The sequence below is a fragment of the Pseudomonas sp. Pseusp97 genome (genome assembly GCF_047304025.1).
Taxonomy (GTDB): Bacteria; Pseudomonadota; Gammaproteobacteria; order Pseudomonadales; family Pseudomonadaceae; genus Pseudomonas.
This window is the reverse complement of sequence record NZ_JBGLYK010000104.1, coordinates 1-19,274: the sequence shown is the minus strand read 5'-3', so window position 1 is coordinate 19,274 and position 19,274 is coordinate 1. Positions and strand designations below refer to the sequence as shown.

The window sequence follows — 19,274 nt, the reverse complement described above, 5'->3', positions numbered from 1 at the left end:
ACCCGCGACGCCGCGAAAGCGCAGTTGCGCATCGCCGAACTGCGCGCGCAGATCGAAGCCGGCCACGCGCCGCTGCAACGTATCCACCAGTCGATCCTCGAGCGCATCGCCAAGGTCCTGCCGGACAACGCCTTCATCGCCAGCGACATGACCCAGCTGGCCTACACCGCCAACTACCTGTACCCGAGCAAGGCCCCGCGCGGCTGGCTGCACCCCACCGGCTACGGCACCCTCGGCTACGGCGTGCCCGCCGGCATCGGTGCCAAGTTCGGCGCGCCGGAGCGTCCCGGCCTGGTGCTGGTCGGTGACGGCGGCTTCCTCTACACCGCGCAGGAACTGGCCACCGCCACCGAGGAGCTGGACAGCCCGCTGGTGGTGCTGCTGTGGAACAACGATGCGCTGGGGCAGATCCGCGACGACATGATCGGCCTGGACATCGAGCCCATCGGCGTCCTGCCGCGCAACCCGGACTTCGCCCTGCTCGGCCGCGCCTACGGCTGCGAGATGCGCGAGCCGCAGAGCCTGGACGAGCTGGAGCGCGGCCTGCGCGCCGGCTTTGCCCATCCGGGCGTGACCCTGATCGAGCTGAAACACGCCTGCGCCAAGTAGGCCCGTCGTACCCGCCGGGGCCGTGCAGGCCCCGTGCCGCAAGGAGATTCCCATGCGCTACTCGAACTTCACCCAACGCATCGCCGGCGACGGCGCCGCCGCCTGGGACATCCACTACCGCGCCCTGGCGCGCATGGAGCAGGGCGACGACATCCTGCTGCTGTCGGTGGGCGACCCGGACTTCGACACACCGGTGCCCATCGTGCAGTCGGCCATCGACAGCCTGCTGGCCGGCAACACCCACTACGCCGACGTGCGCGGCAAGCGCTCGCTGCGCGAAGCCATAGCCCGGCGCCACACCCAGCGCAGCGGCCAGGCCGTCAGCGCCGACGAGGTGGTCGTGCTGGCCGGCGCCCAGTGCGCGCTCTATGCCGTGGCGCAGTGCGTGCTCAACCCGGGCGACGAGGTGATAGTCGCCGAGCCGATGTACGTCACCTACGAAGCGGTGTTCGGCGCCTGCGGCGCCAAGGTCATCCCGGTGTCGGTGCGCTCCGAGCACGGCTTCCGCGTGCAGGCCGAGGACGTCGCCGCGCTGATCACCCCGCGCACCCGCGCCCTGGCCATCAACAGCCCGCACAACCCTTCCGGCGCCAGCCTGCCGCGCGCCACCTGGGAAGCGCTGGCCGAGCTCTGCGTGAAGAATGACCTGTGGATGATTTCCGACGAGGTCTACAGCGAGCTGCTGTTCGACGGCGAGCACATCAGCCCCGCCAGCCTGCCGGGCATGGCCGAGCGCACCGCGACCCTCAACAGCCTGTCGAAATCCCACGCCATGACCGGCTGGCGCGTGGGCTGGGTGGTTGGCCCGCAGGAACTCTGCGCGCACCTGGAAAACCTCGCCCTGTGCATGCTCTACGGCTCGCCGGACTTCATCCAGGACGCCGCCTGCACCGCGCTGGAAGCCAAACTGCCGGAACTGGAAGCCATGCGCGAGGCCTACCGCCAGCGCCGCGACCTGGTGCTCGACTGCCTCGCCGATTGCGTTGGCGTGCGCGCACTGCGCCCGGACGGCGGCATGTTCGTGATGGTCGATATCCGCGCCACCGGGCTTTCCGCCCAGGACTTCTCCGACCTTCTGCTGGACCGCCACGGCGTCTCCGTGCTGGCCGGCGAAGCCTTCGGCCCCAGCGCCGCCGGGCACATCCGCCTGGGCCTGGTGCTCGGCGCCGAACCGCTGCGTGAAGCGTGTCGCCGTATTGCCCTTTGCGCCGCCGAACTGCTCAAGGAAAAACGCTATGCATGACCGCACGCAGCTCTACATCGACGGCGCCTGGGTGTCGCCGCAGGGGCAGGGCATGGCCGAGGTGCAGAACCCGGCCAACGAGGAATGCGTCGGCCGCGTGCCGCTGGGCGGCGAAGCCGACGTGAACCGCGCGGTGGACGCCGCGCGCCGTGCCTTCCCGGCCTGGTCGCAGACGCCGTCCAACGTGCGCGCCGGCTACATCCGCGCCCTTGCCGAGCAACTGAAGATCCGCGCCGACGAGATGGCTGCGCTGATCACCGCCGAGCTGGGCATGCCCGTGCAGTGGTGCCGTATGGTGCAGGTCGACGGGCCGATCGAGGGCCTGGAAAGCTACGCCGCGATGGCGGCGCACATGGACGAAGTGCGCGAGGTCGGCAACTCGCTGGTGGTGAAGGAAGCGGTGGGCGTCTGCGCCTTCATCAACCCCTGGAACTACCCGCTGCACCAGCTGATCGGCAAGCTCGCCCCGGCGCTCACCGCGGGCTGCACGGTTGTCTGCAAGCCGAGCCAGGACACCCCGCTACACGCCTTCCTGCTGGCCGACATGGTGCACGCCATCGGCCTGCCGGCCGGCGTGTTCAACCTGGTCAGCGGCCCCGGCTCCAGGGTCGGCGAAGCCCTGGCGCGTCACCCTGATGTGGACATGGTGTCCTTCACCGGTTCCACCGGCGCGGGCGTCAAGGTCTCCGAAGCGGCAGCGCCGACGGTCAAGCGCGTGTGCCTGGAGCTGGGCGGCAAGTCACCTTTCCTGATCACCGCCGATGCCGATCTCGCCGCCGCCGTGCGCCATGGCGTGCAGGACGTGATGATCAACTCCGGGCAGACCTGCACCGCGCTGACCCGCATGCTGCTGCCGGCCAATCGCTATGCCGAAGCCGTGGAAATTGCCCGCGCCGAAACCCTTGCCCTGAAAATGGGCGACCCGCTGGACGCCGACAGCTTCCTCGGCCCGATGTGCTCGGGCGGCCAGCGCCGCACCGTACTCGACTACATCCGCGTCGGCCAGGAGGAGGGCGCGCAGCTGGTTTGCGGCGGCGCCGAACGTCCGGCTCATCTGGAGCGCGGGCACTATGTGCAGCCGACGATCTTTGCTGGTGTGAACAACCGGATGCGCATCGCCCGCGAGGAAATCTTCGGCCCGGTGCTGTGCCTGATTCCCTATGCCGACGAGGCCGAGGCACTGCAGATTGCCAACGACTCGCCGTTCGGCCTGTCCAGCGCCGTCTGGGCGGGCGACCGCGAAGATGGCCTGCGTCTCGCGCGGCAGATGCGCGCCGGCCAATGTTTCGTCAACGGCGGTGCTTTCAACTACCGGGCGCCATTCGGCGGCTACAAGCAGTCCGGCAACGGCCGCGAATGGGGCGAGCAGGGCTTGCATGAGTTCGTCGAGCTCAAGGCCATTCAGCTCTGAGCGGCTGAAGAGCGCCCTCTCCCCAACCCTTTCCCGCAAGCGGGAGAGGGGGCAAAAGCACTTCGGTGCCGCCGCGGAGACGGTGCTGAAGGATGAACACGAATACCCCCTCTCCCTTCAGGGAGAGGGCTGGGGAGAGGGTGCCGAGCCAGCACGCCGATCCGCCAGGTACCGCCTTTCTGGCCAGGAATCCACATGAACGTACTGATCGTCCACGCCCACAACGAACCGCAATCCTTCAGCACTGCGCTGTATCAGCTCGCCGAGGAAACCCTGCGCGGCCAGGGCCATGAGGTGCAGGTCTCCGACCTCTACGCGATGAACTGGAACCCGGTGGCCAGTGCCGCCGACTTCGGCGCCCGCGCCAACCCCGAATACCTGGTCTATGCCCTGGAGCAGCGCGAAGGCGCCAAGGCCAAGACCATCGCCGCCGACATCCAGGCCGAGCTGGACAAGCTGCTCTGGGCCGACCTGGTGATCTTCAACTTCCCGATCTACTGGTTCTCCGCGCCGGCCATTCTCAAAGGCTGGTTCGACCGCGTGCTGGTCTCGGGCATCTGTTACGGCGGCAAGCGCTTCTACGACCAGGGCGGCCTGGCCGGCAAGAAGGCGCTGGTGACCGTGACCCTCGGCGGGCGCGACCACATGTTCGGCGAAGGCGCCATCCACGGCCCGCTGGAAGACATGCTGCGGCCGATCCTGCGCGGCACCCTGGCCTACACCGGCATGAGCGTGCTGCCGCCCTTCGTCGCCTGGCACGTGCCCTACATCAGCAACGAGGCGCGGGTGGACTTCCTGCGCCAGTACCAGGACCGCCTGCAGAACCTGGAGAACGACCAGCCGCTGGAATTCGTGCGCCTGGATCAGTTCGACGAGCGCCTCTACCCGCTGCCGCGCTGAGCGCTTCTGCTCTTCGTAGGAGCGAGCTTGCTCGCGAACAGATTCCCGGCGACTCCGGAGTGAAGGGGGTTCGCGAGCAAGCTCGCTCCTACATAATCAGGATCGCCTCGGTGCTGCGGCCAGAAACGAAAAAGGGCGGCCATCCGCAGATGGCCGCCCCTGGAGAAAGGGTCAGTCGCTGCAGCGGATATGCGCGGGGGAGAGGGCCGTCGATTGGTGTATCGGCGGCCGTACGATGAGCCTGGTATGCCCAACGTTGCTGCAGCGACTTGTCCGGCACTATACGTGGTAACAATCGGCAAAAAACGACCCTATACTGCGATTCAGTTTTGCGGCGCGGACAACAATGGTTGTCGTCTCCTACAGGCGCCTACAACAAGATCAACAGGCAGGGGGAAGCATGGACGTACTTCACGCGATGCGGGCATTCGTCCGGGTGGTGGATGCCGGCAGCTTCACCGCCGCCGCCAATGCCCTGGGGTTATCCACCGCCCAGGTCTCGCGTGTCGTTTCCGACCTCGAATCCCAACTCGAAGCTCGCCTGCTGCACCGGACTACAAGGCGCCTGGCGCTGACCGAAACCGGTGAGCGCTACCTGCAGCGCTGCCGGGAAATCCTCGCCGATGTCGACGAAGCCCAGGCCGAAGCCAGCGGCGCGCACCTCAATCCGCGCGGTCGCCTGCGCGTGCACTCGCTGACCGGGTTGGGCCAGCAGCACCTGATTCCGCTGATCTCGCGCTACTGCGAGTCCTTTCCCGAGGTCTACATCGAGCTGACCCTGGCCCAGCGCCAGCCGGACATCCTCGAGGAAGGCCAGGACGTGGTGATCACCCGCGACCGCGAGTTGCCGGACTCCGAGTTCGTCGCCCAGACCCTGGGCACCATCTACAGCGTGCTCTGCGCCAGCCCCGAATACCTCAAGCGGCGCGGCACCCCGACCAGTGTCGCCGACCTGCACCAGCACCAGTGCCTGCGCCTGCAGGACCCGACCTTCCCGGAGGGCTGGGCCTTCGAGGAGGGCAACGAGGAAAGCGTGATCCGCCCGCGCGACACCTTCATGGTCAATGTCGCCGAAGCGCTGACCGGCGCTGCCGCCGCCGGCATGGGCATCTGCCTGCTGCCCAGCTACGTCGCCGCGCCCGCGTTGCGCCGCCGTTCGCTGGTGCGCGTGCTGCCCCGGCACAGCCTGCATGTGCGGCAGATCTATGCGCTGTACCCGTCGCGGCGCTTCCTCGACGCGAAGATCCGCACCTGGGTGGAATTCCTCAAGGCGGAGCTGCCGCGGGTCTTCGAGGAAGACGAAGCAGCGCTCAACGATCCCGTCAACTGGGCTTGAGTCGCGCTGATATCTTCCGGCCAGCGTGGCGGATCGTCGCAGCCGCTCTATATCGGAGTTTCCCGAGGATCTGCGCGGATTGTTGCTTTTTAGGCAATGCTTTGTTGGTTAGCTAGCTATTTTTCTACCCACTGTTGCGCCGTAACCTTTCAACAACCCCGACCAACCGGGTGTTCAGAAAGGATCACCATCATGTCCCGTTCGCTTTATGTCGCTGCCCTGCTGTCCGTCTGCTCGCTGTCCTTCACCCAGCTGAGCTTTGCCGAAGAATCGCGCCTGATGACCAACAAGCTGGTCAAGGCCAACGAAGCAGTGATTGCCCAGCAGCAGGCGCCGTCCGCCGAGCAGACCGCCAAGGCCGCCGCTGGCAGCAACGCCGATTCCTGATCGGCCGCTTCCCCCGGGAGGCCCGGAGCGTGAGCCGGGCTTCTCAACACCTTGCGCCGCATAAGACATGCGGCGTTTTTTTGCCTGGGCTTTTTTGGCGCTGGACTGCGACTTTTACAAAAGCTGCAACAGTCTTTCCCTGGCAGCGCTCTGTATCCCTGGCCGTTCGGTCAATATACTTGACCCAACAGCGCGGCTTTCGAGCGACGCCGTTACCGGCCTCACCGCCGGCAAGCTTCCCGACGTCGATTCTTGATTGCTCCAGATCGACGTCCGTCTCAAGGCCGCTGCTTTCAGCGGCCTTTTTTTATGCCGCAGGGAAAGCGGTGGTAGGCTGGGCGGAGTTCGCGCCGCAGGCCGGATTCGACAAGGATGCCGAGATGACCACTGACAATCCCTTCGCGACACCCCATGCGCCCCTCACTGCGCCCGCTGCTGTTGCGAGTTCGGCTGGCAAGCAGCCCCTGCTGTTCGTCGCCGCGATGATAGTCGCGGCAGCGTTGGTATTCTTCGGCAGCAATGCCGTGCAGTGGATCGGAGACCTGGGCAGCTACCGCGAGCGCCTGCCGCAGTACCTGCCCGCGATGCTGGCGAACTGGCTGGGCGGACTGGTCCTTTATGCCGCAGCGGTCCTGCTGCTGGTGCACTACCTGCGCGAACGCCATGGCATCGTGCGCTTCCAGCCGCAGGCCGGGCTGCTGGCGGGCTTTGGCGTGGCCTACCTGATTGCCACCCTGGTCGTGAGCACGGTGGTGTCCTACCTGAGCCTGTCGTTCTATCAGTGGGCGTTCGAGCAGGACACCCGGACCCTCTGGATGATTCTCTACGGCCAGGCCAACTCGCTGATCAACCTGACCCTGGGTTGCCTGCTGCCACTGTGGCTGGTGCTGCTGCTGGGACGCTCGCGCTCCGAGCGCCTGGCGCCGGGGCAAGGCTTCGCCCTGCCGTCCTGGCAGGTGGCGTTGGGCGTGGCGCTTGCCTTCAGCGCATTGACCTACAAGCTGCTCGCTGCGCTCGGCTACGGAGTGTTCTACCTCTACAGCGGCGGGGACGGCTGGCAGTCGGTCTTTCTGCTGTCGAGTTGTGCGCTGCCATTCGCCATTGTCATGGCGGCTGTGCAAACGCGCCTGCCGGCGCAGGTCTCGCGCTTTGCCGCCGGCCGGGTGCTGGCGTGCGCAGTGGTCCTGCTGGTGATGTGGGCGGTGGCGATCGTGCTGGTTTCGATCCTGGTGGCGTTCGCCGCCTACAGCTCGCTGAACTCCAGCAGCCTGCCGCTCTACCTGCCGCCGCCGGCGATCCTGCTGCTGGCGCTGCTCTGGCCGCTGGCGCGCTGGTGCACAGGCTGGTTCTTCGCCGAGCAGCTGGCTCAATCTTCGCCCAGGTAATCCCCGCGGCTCAGCCCGTGGCGCTGCATCTTCTCGTTGAGGGTGCGGCGCGGCAGGCCGAGCAGTTCCATCACCGCCTTGATGTCGCCCTTGCACTGGCCCAGCGCCTGGCGGATGCACTGCGCCTCGTAGGCTTCCATGCGTTCGAACAAGCCGTTGCCGGCGGGCTCGATGGGCAGTTCGGCGCGGTCCAGGCCGAGTACGTGACGCTCGGCGGCGTTGGCCAGCTCGCGCACGTTGCCCGGCCAGTCGTGGGCGAGCAGGCGGGCCAGCTCCGTGGCGGAGAGCGGCGCGGCTTCGCGGCCGAACTTCTCGCTGGCCAGCATGGCGTAGTGCTCGAACAGCAGCGGAATATCCTCGCGACGTTCGCGTAGCGGCGGCAGGCGCAGCTCGGCGACGTTCAGGCGGTACACCAGGTCCTCGCGGAAGCGCCCGGCACGGGCTTCTTCGAGCAGGTCCGGCTTGGTCGCGGCGATTACCCGCAGGTCCACCTTGATGCTCTGGTTCGAGCCCAGGCGCTCCAGCTGCTGCTCCTGCAGCACGCGCAGCAGCTTCACCTGCTGGGCCAGCGGCATGCTCTCGATCTCATCGAGGAACAGGCTGCCGCCATTGGAGTGTTCCAGCTTGCCGATGCGCTTGCCCTGGGCGCCGGTGAAGGCGCCGCTTTCGTGGCCGAATAGTTCGGTCTCGAACAGCTGCTCGGGAATCGCCGCGCAGTTCAGCGCGACGAAGGGCTTGCCGGCGCGCGGGCCGAAGTCGTGCAGGCAGCGCGCAACCAGTTCCTTGCCGCTGCCGGTGTCCCCACGGATGAGCACGTTCACCGGCGTGCCGGCCAACGCCATGATCTGTCGGCGCAGGGTTTCCATGGGCCGCGAGACGCCGAGCAGGCGCGATTCGATCTGGTCCTTGAGCGCCGCCTGTTCGCGCAGCTGGCGGTTCTCCTGCACCAGCCGGCGTTTTTCCAGGGCGCGGCGCAGGCTGTCGAGCAGACGTTCGGGGGTGAAGGGTTTCTCGATGAAATCGTAGGCGCCCTGGCGCATCGCCTGCACCGCCATGGGCACGTCGCCGTGGCCGGTAACCATGATCACCGGCAGGTCGCGGTCGATCTGCTGCAGGCGTTCGAGCAGCGCGAGGCCATCGGTGCCGGGCATGCGCACATCGCTGATGACCACGCCGGGCAGCTCGCGGGAGACGCTTTTCAGGCATTCGTCGGCGCTGCCGCACAGGCGCACTTCGAAGCCGGAAAGTTGCAGCCATTGCTGCACGGCGTCACGGATGGCGGCTTCGTCGTCGACGAAGAGGATGGTCTCGCTCATGGTCTTGTTTCTTCGCTGGCGGCCGGCAGGCTCAGGCGGAACACCGCGCCGCCGGAGGGCTGGTTGGCGGCGCCGAGGCTCCCGCCGAGTTCGTGGACGATGCCATAGGATACCGCCAGCCCCAGGCCCAGTCCTTCGCCCACCGGCTTGGTGGTGAAGAAGGGGTCGAAGACGCTGGCCAGATGGGTCTCTTCGATGCCGGGTCCATTGTCGGCGACTTCCAGGCACCAGTGCTCACCGTCGCGGCGCAGGCTCAGGCGTATCTGCGGCTGGTCGCTGGCGGCCACCGCGTCGAGGGCGTTGCGGATCAGGTTGACCAGCACCTGCTCCAGGCGGATCGCGTCGCCCAGCACCCAGGCGGGCAATGCCAGCTCCTGGCTGATCTCCACGCCCTCGGCGCGGATGCGCACGGCGAGCAGTTGCAGCGCCTGTTCGATCACGTGGCCCAGTTCGATGCGTTCGCGCAGGCCTCCGGGCGTCTTGCGGGCGAAGGTCTTCAGGTGGCCGGTGAGCGCGGCCATGCGTTCGAGCAGTTCATCGACCCGCACCAGCGCGGCGCGGGCGTCGTCCTGGCGGCCAGCGTCGAGCAGCAGGCGCACGCTGGCCAGTTGCATGCGCTGGGCGGTGAGCGGCTGGTTGATCTCATGGGCCAGGGCGGCGGACATCTGCCCCAGCGCGGCCAGCTTGGCGGCCTGTACCAGGCCATCCTGGGCGGTGCGCAGGGCGGCGGTGCGCTGCTCCACCAGACGCTCGAGCTCTTCCTGGTTGCGCTGGCGCAGGCGCGCCAGGCGGCGGCGCTGCTGCAGCCAGAGCACGAGGAACACCAGCGCCAGCCACGCACCGGCAGCGGCCAGCCGCGCGCTGGTGACGTCGGACTGCACGCCATGCGGGTTGCGCAGCAGGTGCAGGGTCCACTCGTCCTCCGGCAGGCTGACCGATTGCCAGAGGTAGTCGCCGCTGATGTCCTGGCCGTCGACGCGAACCATGCGCGCCTGTTCGCCGAGGCTTTCCAGCGTCCGGTGCGGCAGCGCGCTGAGCGGCTGCTTGTGGTACTGGCGGGTGTCGGCCATCTCGGCGCGGGCCACGGCGTCCAGCGGTTGCAGTTCGCGGTAGCGCCAGCGCGGGTGGTTGGCCAGGAACACCACGCCCTTGCTGTCGCTCACCAGCACCACGTCCGGGGTCTGGCTCCACTGACGCTCCAGGTCGGGGAATTCCAGCTTGACCACGATGGCGCCGAGGAAGCGGCCGTCGTCGTCGCGCAGGGCGTTGGACAGAAAGTAACCGGGAATCCCGCTGGTCACGCCGACCGCGTAGAAGCGCCCGGCGCCCTGGGCGATGGTCTGGCGGAAGTAGGGGCGGAAGCCGTAGTTGTGGCCGACGTAGCTGACCGGCAGGTTCCAGTTGCTGGCGGCCACGGCGAGGCCGGTGTGGTCCAGCAGTTCCAGGGTCGAGGAACGCGCCGCGCCGTTGATTTCCTGCAGCTTGAGGTTGAGCCGGTGCTGCAGCTCGCCGCTCACCGGGCCGCGCATGGCCGCGCGCAGTTCCGGGTCCAGCGCGAGCACGGCGGGGAGGCTGCGGAAGCGCTCGATCAGGGTATGCAGTGAGTTGGCGTAGAGGCCCAGTTGCTCATGGGCGGCTTCCGCCTCGGCCAGCAGCGCGCGGTGCCGCGCCTTCTCGCCGGCCCAGAACACCGACAGCACCAGCCCGGCCAGCAGGAGCAGGCAGATCAGCAGCAGGCGAAGGGGGCGGGCAGGCGACATGTTCGACGGGGTTCGACCAATGGTCGGCGACAATAGCACGTCTTCTGGCTGGTCCGGCGCCCCGCCGCCTCGCTACACTGCCGGCATCCCGTTGGAGAGTTTCGATGCAGTTGTCGTCCTGGACCCACGAAGGGTCCGCCGGTTTCACCCTGCGCGGCTGGCGCAGCGAGCCCAGTGGCAAGCCGCTGCTGCACTTCCTGCATGGCAACGGCTTCTGCGGCCGCGCCTACGAGCCGATGCTGAAGGTCCTGGCGGAGGATTTCGACCTCTGGCTGTGCGACGTGCAGGGTCATGGCGACAGCGACCACGGCGGGCGCTTCCACGGCTGGAACCGCAACGCCGAGATGGCGGTGGAAGCCTTCCAGGCCGGCAGCAAGGTGTTCGGCGACGTGCCGCATTACGCCGCCGGGCACAGCTTCGGCGGGGTGCTCACCAGCCTGATCCTCGGCCGCCATCCCGAGTTGTTCCGCCGCGCCGTGCTGCTCGACCCGGTGCTGTTCACCCCGGCGATGATCGGCGTGATGGCGCTCTCCGAAGTGCTCGGCCTGCACAAGCGCCGCACCATGGTGCAGAAGGCGCGCTCGCGGCGCAGCCAGTGGCCCGACCGCGAGGCGGCCTACGCCGGGCTGCACGGCCGCGGCATCTTCAAGGGTTGGACCGATGCGGCGCTGTGGGCCTATGTCGAGCACGCGATGAAGCGCACCGATGCGGGCGTCGAGCTGAAGTGCCGACCCAGCCGCGAGGCGGAAATCTTCAGTTCCTTCCCCAAGCGCCTGTGGCCGTCGCTGAGCAAGGTGGTGACGCCGACCCAGGTGCTGTTCGGCGAGCGCACTTACCCGTTCGTGCCCAAGTCGGTGGCGCGCTGGTGTGCAGTGAACAAGGTGGTGAGCGGCCAGTGTGTCGATGGCGGCCACTGCTTCATGCAGGAATTCCCCGAAGACAGCGCCGCGCGCGTGTCGCGCTTCCTGCTGGGCCACGAATGAACGACCCGGCCCGCGAGTCCGTCTGGCTGGCGCTGTCCGAGCTGTGGCTGGATACCGAGACGACCGAGCTTGACATCAACTACATTGCCCGCACCCTGGCGGTCAGCGACTTTCCCCTGGGCGAACTGGAAGCCATCTATCGCCTGGAGGTGGTCCCGGTGGTCTACCCGAACGCCCTGGCGACAGCGGGAGAGTGGACCGGCTTCGATGCCGACTGGCTGTTCGAGAAATGCCGGCGCAATCAGCAACGCCGCGCGTTCTTCCTTTATCGCTGGCGGTGCTGGTTCCTCGGTCGGACTGTCGGCGCCCTGATGAATGCGCACCTGCGCCAGGTGCTGGCGCGAGTCGTCGAGCTGCGTGAACGCAGAGAAGACGAACCGAGCTGATCGCGCTCAGTCGCCCACCTTCTTGCCCTGATGCGCGCGGCGCCACTCGTCCAGGCGCACCACTTCGCCGCGGGGGCGTGGCGGCGGTGGAGTATCGTGGAAAACCGCGTCGATGATTTCCTCCTCCACCGGGGCGGCAGCGGGATGGAAGGTTGCGACCGGGGAAAGCGGAGCGCGCTGCTCGGGCTCCATGCGGAAAGGTGCCAGCTCGATGCGGCCCAGGTGCTGGCCGAACATGGCGATGGTGCCGGCGTAGCGTTCCTGCCCGGTGGCGGTGAACTCGAAGGCGTATTCGCGGGCCAGGCGCAGGTTGCCCCGGCCGTCGCGCTGGAAGCGGAAGCGCTGCAGGGCCATGGCCTCATCGAGCAGCTCTACGCCCTCGCGCGCGCAGTGCTGCTTGGCCAGCACCAGGGCACGCTCGCGGATGCCATGGGCACGCCACCACCACGCGGCGCCCGCGACAACCAGCATGAAGATGAAAAGATTGCCCAGGTCCACTTCTGCTTCCTCGGAATCGGCGCACCAGCTTACTCACTCCGCCGCCGGGCGGCGAGAGCCGGATGTTCACAGCCTGTGAATTGCGCCCCATACTGCCCCATTCTGTAGCAGGACACCGTTATGCCGCGCACTCCCCACGTTCTCGCCATCCAGTCCCAAGTCGTCTTCGGCCACGCCGGCAACAGCGCTGCCGAGTTCCCCATGCGACGCGTCGGGGTGAACGTCTGGCCGCTGAACACCGTGCAGTTCTCCAACCATACCCAGTATGGCCACTGGACCGGCCAGGTGCTGCCGCCGGAGCAGATTCCCGCGCTGGTGGACGGCATCGCCGCCATTGGCGAACTGGGCAACTGCGACGCGGTGCTCTCGGGCTACCTGGGCAGCGCGGCGCAGGGGCGCTCGATCCTCGAGGTGGTGAAGCGCATCCGCGAGGTGAACCCGCGCGCGGTATACCTGTGCGACCCGGTGATGGGCCATCCGGAGAAGGGCTGCATCGTCGCCCCGGAAGTCAGCGAGTTCCTGCTCCACGAAGCCGCCGCCGTGGCCGACTACCTGTGCCCGAACCAGCTGGAGCTGGACAGCTTCTGCGACCGCCAGCCGACTTCCCTGGAAGACTGCGCGGCGATGGCCCGCGGCCTGCTGGTGCGCGGCCCGAAGGCGATCCTGGTGAAGCACCTGAACTACCCGGGCAAGCCGGCGGATGCCTTCGAGATGCTGCTGGTGACCCTTGATGAGACCTGGCACCTGCGCCGCCCGCTGCTGGCCTTCCCGCGCCAGCCGGTGGGCGTGGGCGACCTGACTTCAGGGCTGTTCCTCGCCCGCCTGCTGCTGGGCGATGACCTGCGTACGGCCTTCGAATTCTGCGCCGCCGCCGTGCACGAAGTGCTGCTGGAAACCCAGGCCTGCGGCAGCTACGAGCTGGAACTGGTACGCGCCCAGGACCGCATCGCCCACCCGCGGGTGAAGTTCGAGGCGGTGAAGCTCGCGTGATCTGAACGGGGTTCCTGGGGAATCCTGCGCTGGGCGGGGCCCCTCTCCCTGACCCTCTCCCTGAAGGGAGAGGGGACTGTCCTGAGCGGATGGGCACATTGAAGCTCGCCGGCTGACTCCGAGATTTCCACAGCCCGCCGAACGGCCCCCTCTCCCTGTGGGAGAGGGCTGGGGTGAGGGTTCGCCCTAGCGCGGAAACCTGGCCTGTAGGAGCGAGCTTGCTCGCGAACGGACCAGCACCGGAGCTGCCGGCTGATCTGTTCGCGAGCAAGCTCGCTCCTACAAAGAGCTGCCGCTTCAGAGCATGTACTTGCCCAGCAGCAACCCGCCCACCACCATCGCGGTGAGCAGGCCGAACGCCAGGCCCAGGCGTTTCTCGATGGCCTCGCGTAGCGCAGGTCCCGCCCAGAACAGCAGGGCGCAGGTGGCGGCGAAGCGCAGGGTGCGCGCCACCACGCTCAGCGCGATGAACAACACCAGGTCGAGCTGGGTCACTCCGCTGGTGAGGGTGATCAGCTTGTACGGCAGCGGGGTGAAGCCGCCGCCCAGCAGCACCATCAGCCAGCCGAGTTCGTTGTAGCGCTCGGCGACTTCGGCGAAGTTTTCCTGCAGGCCATAGAAGGCCAGGATCGCCTGCCCCACCGTCTCGAACAGCAGCAGGCCGATGAAGTAGCCGGCAATGCCGCCCAGCACCGAGCTGACGATGCAGATCGTTGCGTAGCGCCAGGCCTTGGCCCGGTTGGCCAGGACCATGGGCACCAGGAGCGCGTCCGGGGGGATGGGGAAGAACGAACTCTCGGCGAAGGTCACCCCGCCCAGCGCCAGCTCCGCCCGCGGGTGCCCCGCCAGGCGCATGGTCCAGTCGTAGAGCCGGCGCAGCATGGCGTCAGGCCGACTGCGGCAGGTGGTCGTCGCCCGGTGCCGCGGCGACGTCCTCGCGTTCGACCCGCTCGACCATTCCGCGGGCGATCTCGCGCTCGCCCATGATCACCAGGTTGGCGCCGTTCTGCTCCAGGTAATCCACCTCGGCGTCGAAGTGGGCACGGGCGATGATGTCCAGGTTCGGGTTGATCGCTCGCGCGTGGCTGGAAATCGTCCCGGCCTCGAAGCCGTTGGGGATGGCGATCAGCAGCCAGCGCGCCGAGGTGATATTGGCCTGGTTCAGCACCTCGGGATTGGCGGCGTTACCGACCACTACGCAGAGACCGTGCTCGCGCAGCTCGGCGGCCTTCTCGCGCTTGTCCTCGATGACCACCACCGGAACCTTGTCCTTGCGCAGGCGCTCGCTGACCAGCGCGCCGACGCGGCCGTGGCCGATGAGGATCGCGTGGTTCTGCTCCAGCACCGGCGGCGGCAGGTCCTGCGCCTCCACCTGGACCACACCCGGGTCGGCTTCGGCCTTCTGCGCCTGGCGCGCCTGCAGGCGGTCGATGGCGATGAACAGCAGCGGGTTGACCAGGATCGACAGGATCGCGCCGGCCAGCACCAGGTCACGACCGGCTTCGGGCAGCAGGTTCAGGGTCACGCCCAGGCCGACCAGGATGAAGGAGAACTCGCCGATCTGCGCGAGGCTCGCGGCGATAGTCAGCGCGGTGCTGTTGGGGTGGCCGAACATCCGCACGATGACATAGGCCGCGACCGACTTGCCGAAGACGATCACCAGGAAGGTCGCCAGCACCGGCAGCGGCTCGTGGATCAGGATGGCCGGGTTGAACAGCATGCCGACGGAGACGAAGAACAGCACGGCGAAGGCGTCGCGCAGCGGCAGCGAGTTCTCGGCGGCCTCGTGGCTCAGCTCGGACTCGTTGAGGATCATCCCGGCGAAGAAGGCGCCGAGGGCGAAGGACACGCCGAAGATCACCGCCGAGCCGTAGGCGATGCCCAGGGCGATGGCCAGCACGGCCAGGGTGAACAGTTCGCGCGAGCCGGTCTTGGCCACGCGCTCCAGTACCCAGGGGACGAAGCGGCGGCCGCCGAGGATCATCACCGCGACGAAGGCGGCGACCTTGCCCAGGGTCAGCAGGATCGGCATCAGCAGGCCGCCGTCGTCACCGTCGGAGGTGCCGCCCAGCGAGCCGGCCAGCGCCGGCAGCAGGACCAGGGTGAGGACCATGGCGAGGTCCTCGACGATCAGCCAGCCGATGGCGATGCGGCCGCGCTTGGTGTCGATCAGCTGGCGCTGCTCCAGCGCCCGCAGCAGCACGACGGTACTGGCCACCGACAGCGCGAGGCCGAAGACCAGGCCGCCGCCGAAGTTCCAGCCCATCATCCAGGCCAGGCCCAGGCCGAGCAGGGTGGCGACGCCGATCTGCACCACCGCGCCGGGGATGGCGATGGCTTTGACCGACAGCAGGTCTTTCAGCGAGAAGTGCAGGCCGACGCCGAACATCAGCAGGATCACGCCCAGTTCGGCGATCTCCGTGGACAGCGCCTGGTCGGCGACATAACCGGGGGTGAAGGGGCCGGCCAGCACGCCGGCGAGCAGGTAGCCCACCAGCGGCGAGATGCGCAGGCGGTTGGCCAGGGCGCCGAGGACGAAGGCCAGCACGAAGCCGACGGCGAGGGTGGTCAGTAACGGGGTGTGATGCATGGTCTGGGCTCCGGGCACTCAGGGAGCGACCGGACTGCGCATCAGCACCGGGTCGCTCGACGGTGGGTCACGGGGGCAAACCCGCGTATGAAAAGTCTAGGCGTAGTAATGAATTCCTACCTTGCTTTCACGCAAGGGTAACCTGTTGACGCATTAGGAAATTTCCGCGACACGAGGGATTTCTTTTCAGGAAATGTCGTGAACGTCCGTCATTCGTGGCGAAGCTCGGCGTAGCGCTGTTCCAGCTCCTGGCGAATCTGCCGACGCTGCTGGGCCTGGGCGAAACGACGTTTCTCGTCCTTGGTCTGGGGAGTCAGCTGCGGCACCTCGATCGGTTTGCGCTCGTCGTCCAGCGCCACCATGGTGAAGAAGCAGCTGTTGGTGTGGCGCACGGACTTCTCGCGGATGTTCTCGGTGACCACTTTCACGCCGATCTCCATGGAAGTGCGGCCGGTGTAGTTCACCGAGGCGAGGAAGGTGACCAGTTCGCCGACGTGGATCGGCTGGCGGAAGATCACCTGGTCCACCGACAGGGTCACCACGTAGTAGCCGGCATAGCGGCTGGCGCAGGCGTAGGCGACCTCGTCGAGGTACTTGAGCAGGGTGCCTCCGTGGACATTGCCGGAGAAGTTGGCCATGTCGGGGGTCATCAGGACGGTCATGCTGAGCTGGTGGTTGCCAGGTTCCATGGAATTCTCTTCGGAATCGTCTGGGGAATAGGAAAGGGCCTTACTCTGGACAACCGGAGCGCGGCGCGCGACACAGTTTTTTCTATACCGCCGATTGGCGGCCGGCACCAGTGGACCCTTCACCAGTGGCATACCCGCCGTTCGACCCGTGCCCCGCAACGAAAACGGGCGACCCCTGGCCGCCCGTCCGTTTAGCTGCCGGCTCAGCGCCCGGCGGAGAGGCCGAAGTCGATGGCCAGGTCCGCGCCGGTGATGGCTTCGGATTCCGGCTTGCACAGGTACCAGACCAGTTCGGCGACTTCCTCGGGACGAATGAAGCGCGCCACCTTGCCCTGTGGATAATCTCTCAGCAGCGCCAGCTTGTAGGCCGCCGGATTGCCCTGGCCGTAGCGCTCGGCCTGGTAGTCGAGCATCGGCGTGGCGATGTCGGCGGGCGAGATGGCGTTGACCCGCACGCCCGACTCGGCCAGTTCCAGCGCCAGGGTACGGGTGAGCATGGTCAGCGCCGCCTTGCTCGCGCAGTAGGCTGCCGAGCCGCGATAGGCCTGGCGGCCGGAGTCACTGGAGATGTTGACGATGCAGCCGTGGTTTTCCTTCAGGTACGGCGTTGCCGCCTGGCACATGTAGAAGGCGGCCTTCAGGTTCACGCCCATCACCAGGTCGAAGTCGTCCTCGTTGAAGTCTTCCACCGGGCCTTCGCGCCAGACGCCGGCGGCGTTCACCAGCGCGTCGAGGCGGCCGGTGCGGGCAAGGATGTCGGACATCAGGCTGTGGCAGTTGTCGGCGCGTCGCAGGTCGCCGACGGCGGTGGCGTCCAGCGGGACCTGTGCGTTGAGCGCATGCAGTCCGGCCTTGTCCACGTCGGTTGCGGCGATGCGCCAGTGGCTTTGGGCGAAACGTTTGGCGATGGCTTTTCCGAGGCCACCGGCGGCGCCGGTGATCAGTACGACGGGAGTGCTCATTGTCTACGGGTTCTCCCTGCCTGAGAGAGGACGGCGTCCGGCAGGCAGTACCGGCGGCGCCGAGGTGACCACGAAGCGCGTCTGCGCCCCGTGCAATTACAGACCAAGAAAAGACCAGATTCTTCAGTCTGACAGGGTAAATTTTTCGTAAGGCTGTCGTGTGTCAGCGGGTGAGCCGATCGGAGGCATCGAGGGTACTGTCCTTGTAGGAGCGAGGGGGACGCCCAGTTCTTGCTCGCGAACGCCTCCGCGCCGGAGCTTGTTCGCGAGCAAGCTCGCTCCTACAAGAGCGTTTCGCTTCCGCCGATCAAGCGTGATGCAGATACCAGCGCCAATCCTGCTCGCCGACCTCGCCCATGAACTGGCGGTATTCCTCCCACTTGATCGCCAGGAACACCTTGAGGAATTCCTCACCCAGCGCCTCGCGGGCCCAGGTGGAAGCTTCCAGTGCGCGCAGCGCGGTGAGCCAGTCGGTGGGCAGGAACTCGGTGGCCTGCTCGTAGCCGTTGCCGACTATGGGCGCGCCCGGGTCGATCTGCTCGCGGATGCCTTCGTGGATGGCCGCGAGGATCGCCGCCGCCGCCAGGTACGGGTTGGCGTCGGCGCCGCAGATACGGTGCTCGATGTGCCGGCTTTTCGCCGGGCCGCCGGGCACGCGGAACGACACGGTGCGGTTGTTCACGCCCCAGCTCTTGGCCAGCGGCGCGTAGCTGTTGGCCTGGAAGCGGCGGAAGGAGTTGGCGTTCGGGCAGAAGATCGCCAGCGAATCCAGCAGGCGCGCCATCATGCCGCCGATGGAGTGGCGCAGCAGCTCGGTGCCGTGAATGTCCTCGCTGGCGTAGAGGTTGTTGCCCTGTTCATCGGCGAGGCTGACGTGCAGGTGCATGCCGGAACCGGCGCGGTCGCCGAACGGCTTGGCCATGAAGCAGGCCTGCAGCCCGTGCTTGTTCGCCACGCCTTTCACCAGGCGCTTGTAGCGCACGCCCTCGTCGATGGCCTGCATGATGTCGAAGCGGTGTTCCAGCGTCAGCTCGACCTGGCCCGGCGCGTACTCGGAGATCGCCGTGCGCACCGGCAGGCCCTGGACTTCGCAGGCAGCGTAGAGGTCATCGAGGAACGGCTGCAGCTGCTCCAGTTCATAGACGCCATAGACCTGCGGCGCTTCCGGACGGATGCCGTTCATCTGCAGCGCCGGCTGCGGGCGACCATGGGCGTCGCGCTGCTTGTCCAGCAGGTAGAACTCCAGCTCCACGGCCATCACCGGGTGCAAGCCATCAGCCTTCAGCCGGTTGACCACGCGGGACAGCGCCTGGCGCGGATCGGCCGGCGTGGCGGGCAGGCCCTGGGTCGGGTGCATGCTCACCTGCAGCTGGCCGGTGGGGCTGGCGCGCCAGGGTTGCAGCGTCAGGCTGCCGGGCAGCGGGTAGGTCCAGCAGTCGGCGTCGGCCACTTCCCAGACCAGCCCGGTGCCTTCGACGTCCTCGCCCTGTACGGTCAGCGCGAGGATCGAACTGGGCAGCGGGCGGCCGTTGTCGTAGATCGCCAGCAGTTCGTCGCGGTGCAGCAGCTTGCCGCGCGGGATGCCATTGGAGTCGATGATGAACAGTTCGATGCTGCGCACGTCCGGGTGGGCGGCGAGGAAGGCTTCGGCTTCCTGACGATCGGCGAATTGCATGGTGGTCCTCGGTGGCGCGGTGCGCCGGGAGTATTTGCTCTTCGTAGGAGCGGGGGTTGTAGCGGACCCCCCCCCCCGGGGGCGCGCCAAGAGCGGTAGGGGGGCAACGGGCGGCGACAGGGATTTTTTAAGGGTTGGGGGGCCCCGGGGTAGG

General features: G+C 67.3%; 18 protein-coding genes. 10 read left to right on the top strand and 8 right to left on the bottom strand.

The annotated features are described in order from the left end of the window. The 7 genes from ACCC94_RS17495 to ACCC94_RS17465 form a co-directional block, all read left to right on the top strand. Positions 1 to 609 (top strand): thiamine pyrophosphate-dependent enzyme (locus ACCC94_RS17495; protein ID WP_413350748.1); only part of this gene is annotated, 609 nt, incomplete at its 5' end. A 52-nt stretch (positions 610 to 661) separates the two neighbouring features. Continuing rightward, positions 662 to 1,852 carry a pyridoxal phosphate-dependent aminotransferase gene (locus ACCC94_RS17490; RefSeq protein WP_413350747.1) on the top strand — a complete coding sequence of 397 codons (1,191 nt, stop codon included), beginning with the start codon at positions 662 to 664 and terminating at the stop codon, positions 1,850 to 1,852. Further along, the gene (locus ACCC94_RS17485; protein ID WP_413350746.1) at positions 1,845 to 3,263 is read left to right on the top strand and encodes an aldehyde dehydrogenase family protein; all 1,419 of its coding nucleotides are present in this window, start codon (positions 1,845 to 1,847) and stop codon (positions 3,261 to 3,263) included. The genes ACCC94_RS17490 and ACCC94_RS17485 overlap by 8 nt, the downstream gene beginning before the upstream one ends. A 195-nt stretch (positions 3,264 to 3,458) precedes the next feature. After that, entirely contained in the window at positions 3,459 to 4,163 is a 705-nt protein-coding gene (locus ACCC94_RS17480; RefSeq protein ID WP_413350745.1) for an NAD(P)H-dependent oxidoreductase, read from the top strand. Positions 4,164 to 4,563: 400 nt separating this feature from the next. Next, on the top strand, positions 4,564 to 5,499 hold the full coding sequence (locus ACCC94_RS17475; RefSeq protein ID WP_413350744.1) for a LysR family transcriptional regulator: 936 nt from the start codon (positions 4,564 to 4,566) through the stop codon (positions 5,497 to 5,499). A gap of 192 nt (positions 5,500 to 5,691) precedes the next feature. Then, on the top strand, positions 5,692 to 5,886 hold the full coding sequence (locus tag ACCC94_RS17470) for a hypothetical protein (RefSeq protein WP_413350743.1): 195 nt from the start codon (positions 5,692 to 5,694) through the stop codon (positions 5,884 to 5,886). A gap of 380 nt (positions 5,887 to 6,266) precedes the next feature. Beyond that, on the top strand, positions 6,267 to 7,271 hold the full coding sequence (locus ACCC94_RS17465) for a hypothetical protein (protein WP_413350742.1): 1,005 nt from the start codon (positions 6,267 to 6,269) through the stop codon (positions 7,269 to 7,271). Here ACCC94_RS17465 and ACCC94_RS17460 read toward each other — a convergent pair. Further along, positions 7,253 to 8,587: a sigma-54-dependent transcriptional regulator gene (locus ACCC94_RS17460; RefSeq protein WP_413350741.1), complete on the bottom strand. Its 1,335-nt coding sequence runs from the start codon at positions 8,585 to 8,587 to the stop codon at positions 7,253 to 7,255. The genes ACCC94_RS17465 and ACCC94_RS17460 overlap by 19 nt on opposite strands. Further along, positions 8,584 to 10,347, bottom strand: a complete 1,764-nt coding sequence (locus ACCC94_RS17455) for an ATP-binding protein (protein ID WP_413350740.1) — start codon at positions 10,345 to 10,347, stop codon at positions 8,584 to 8,586. Before ACCC94_RS17455 ends, ACCC94_RS17460 begins: the two co-directional genes overlap by 4 nt. A 104-nt stretch (positions 10,348 to 10,451) precedes the next feature. On the opposite strand from ACCC94_RS17455, the gene ACCC94_RS17450 reads away from it, so the two are divergent. Both ACCC94_RS17450 and ACCC94_RS17445 read left to right on the top strand, forming a co-directional pair. Continuing rightward, the gene (locus ACCC94_RS17450; protein ID WP_413350739.1) at positions 10,452 to 11,330 is read left to right on the top strand and encodes an alpha/beta fold hydrolase; all 879 of its coding nucleotides are present in this window, start codon (positions 10,452 to 10,454) and stop codon (positions 11,328 to 11,330) included. After that, complete coding sequence (locus ACCC94_RS17445; RefSeq protein ID WP_413350737.1) at positions 11,327 to 11,716, top strand: hypothetical protein; 390 nt, start codon at positions 11,327 to 11,329, stop codon at positions 11,714 to 11,716. The genes ACCC94_RS17450 and ACCC94_RS17445 overlap by 4 nt, the downstream gene beginning before the upstream one ends. A gap of 6 nt (positions 11,717 to 11,722) precedes the next feature. Here the strand turns inward: ACCC94_RS17445 and ACCC94_RS17440 are convergent, their stop codons facing one another. Beyond that, entirely contained in the window at positions 11,723 to 12,187 is a 465-nt protein-coding gene (locus ACCC94_RS17440) for a DUF3301 domain-containing protein (RefSeq protein WP_413350749.1), read from the bottom strand. Between the two features lie 147 nt (positions 12,188 to 12,334). Here ACCC94_RS17440 and pdxY point away from each other — a divergent pair, with 147 nt between their 5' ends. Further along, a complete protein-coding gene (gene pdxY, locus ACCC94_RS17435; protein ID WP_413350734.1) occupies positions 12,335 to 13,204 on the top strand; it encodes a pyridoxal kinase PdxY in 870 nt (289 codons plus the stop codon). Positions 13,205 to 13,501: 297 nt separating this feature from the next. Here pdxY and ACCC94_RS17430 read toward each other — a convergent pair whose 3' ends face one another. The 5 genes from ACCC94_RS17430 to ACCC94_RS17410 form a co-directional block, all read right to left on the bottom strand. Further along, on the bottom strand, positions 13,502 to 14,086 hold the full coding sequence (locus tag ACCC94_RS17430) for a YqaA family protein (protein ID WP_413350733.1): 585 nt from the start codon (positions 14,084 to 14,086) through the stop codon (positions 13,502 to 13,504). A 4-nt stretch (positions 14,087 to 14,090) separates the two neighbouring features. Continuing rightward, positions 14,091 to 15,794, bottom strand: coding sequence for a YbaL family putative K(+) efflux transporter (gene ybaL, locus ACCC94_RS17425; protein WP_413350732.1), 1,704 nt, complete (start codon positions 15,792 to 15,794; stop codon positions 14,091 to 14,093). 209 nt (positions 15,795 to 16,003) lie between these two features. Further along, the gene (locus ACCC94_RS17420) at positions 16,004 to 16,483 is read right to left on the bottom strand and encodes an acyl-CoA thioesterase (RefSeq protein WP_413350729.1); all 480 of its coding nucleotides are present in this window, start codon (positions 16,481 to 16,483) and stop codon (positions 16,004 to 16,006) included. Between the two features lie 203 nt (positions 16,484 to 16,686). Continuing rightward, on the bottom strand, positions 16,687 to 17,445 hold the full coding sequence (locus tag ACCC94_RS17415; protein ID WP_413350727.1) for an SDR family NAD(P)-dependent oxidoreductase: 759 nt from the start codon (positions 17,443 to 17,445) through the stop codon (positions 16,687 to 16,689). A gap of 307 nt (positions 17,446 to 17,752) precedes the next feature. Beyond that, positions 17,753 to 19,120, bottom strand: coding sequence for a glutamine synthetase family protein (locus ACCC94_RS17410; protein ID WP_413350726.1), 1,368 nt, complete (start codon positions 19,118 to 19,120; stop codon positions 17,753 to 17,755). Between the last annotated feature and the right edge of the window lie 154 nt (positions 19,121 to 19,274).

Bases quoted from the DNA above. Each gene is read 5' to 3' on its own strand.
- ACCC94_RS17490 (WP_413350747.1), top strand. From the start codon at position 662: ATGCGCTACTCGAACTTCACCCAACGCATCGCCGGCGACGGCGCCGCC.
- ACCC94_RS17485 (WP_413350746.1), top strand. From the start codon at position 1,845: ATGCATGACCGCACGCAGCTCTACATCGACGGCGCCTGGGTGTCGCCG.
- ACCC94_RS17480 (WP_413350745.1), top strand. From the start codon at position 3,459: ATGAACGTACTGATCGTCCACGCCCACAACGAACCGCAATCCTTCAGC.
- ACCC94_RS17475 (WP_413350744.1), top strand. From the start codon at position 4,564: ATGGACGTACTTCACGCGATGCGGGCATTCGTCCGGGTGGTGGATGCC.
- ACCC94_RS17470 (WP_413350743.1), top strand. From the start codon at position 5,692: ATGTCCCGTTCGCTTTATGTCGCTGCCCTGCTGTCCGTCTGCTCGCTG.
- ACCC94_RS17465 (WP_413350742.1), top strand. From the start codon at position 6,267: ATGACCACTGACAATCCCTTCGCGACACCCCATGCGCCCCTCACTGCG.
- ACCC94_RS17460 (WP_413350741.1), bottom strand. From the start codon at position 8,587: ATGAGCGAGACCATCCTCTTCGTCGACGACGAAGCCGCCATCCGTGAC.
- ACCC94_RS17455 (WP_413350740.1), bottom strand. From the start codon at position 10,347: ATGTCGCCTGCCCGCCCCCTTCGCCTGCTGCTGATCTGCCTGCTCCTG.
- ACCC94_RS17450 (WP_413350739.1), top strand. From the start codon at position 10,452: ATGCAGTTGTCGTCCTGGACCCACGAAGGGTCCGCCGGTTTCACCCTG.
- ACCC94_RS17445 (WP_413350737.1), top strand. From the start codon at position 11,327: ATGAACGACCCGGCCCGCGAGTCCGTCTGGCTGGCGCTGTCCGAGCTG.
- ACCC94_RS17440 (WP_413350749.1), bottom strand. From the start codon at position 12,187: ATGCTGGTTGTCGCGGGCGCCGCGTGGTGGTGGCGTGCCCATGGCATC.
- pdxY (WP_413350734.1), top strand. From the start codon at position 12,335: ATGCCGCGCACTCCCCACGTTCTCGCCATCCAGTCCCAAGTCGTCTTC.
- ACCC94_RS17430 (WP_413350733.1), bottom strand. From the start codon at position 14,086: ATGCTGCGCCGGCTCTACGACTGGACCATGCGCCTGGCGGGGCACCCG.
- ybaL (WP_413350732.1), bottom strand. From the start codon at position 15,794: ATGCATCACACCCCGTTACTGACCACCCTCGCCGTCGGCTTCGTGCTG.
- ACCC94_RS17420 (WP_413350729.1), bottom strand. From the start codon at position 16,483: ATGGAACCTGGCAACCACCAGCTCAGCATGACCGTCCTGATGACCCCC.
- ACCC94_RS17415 (WP_413350727.1), bottom strand. From the start codon at position 17,445: ATGAGCACTCCCGTCGTACTGATCACCGGCGCCGCCGGTGGCCTCGGA.
- ACCC94_RS17410 (WP_413350726.1), bottom strand. From the start codon at position 19,120: ATGCAATTCGCCGATCGTCAGGAAGCCGAAGCCTTCCTCGCCGCCCAC.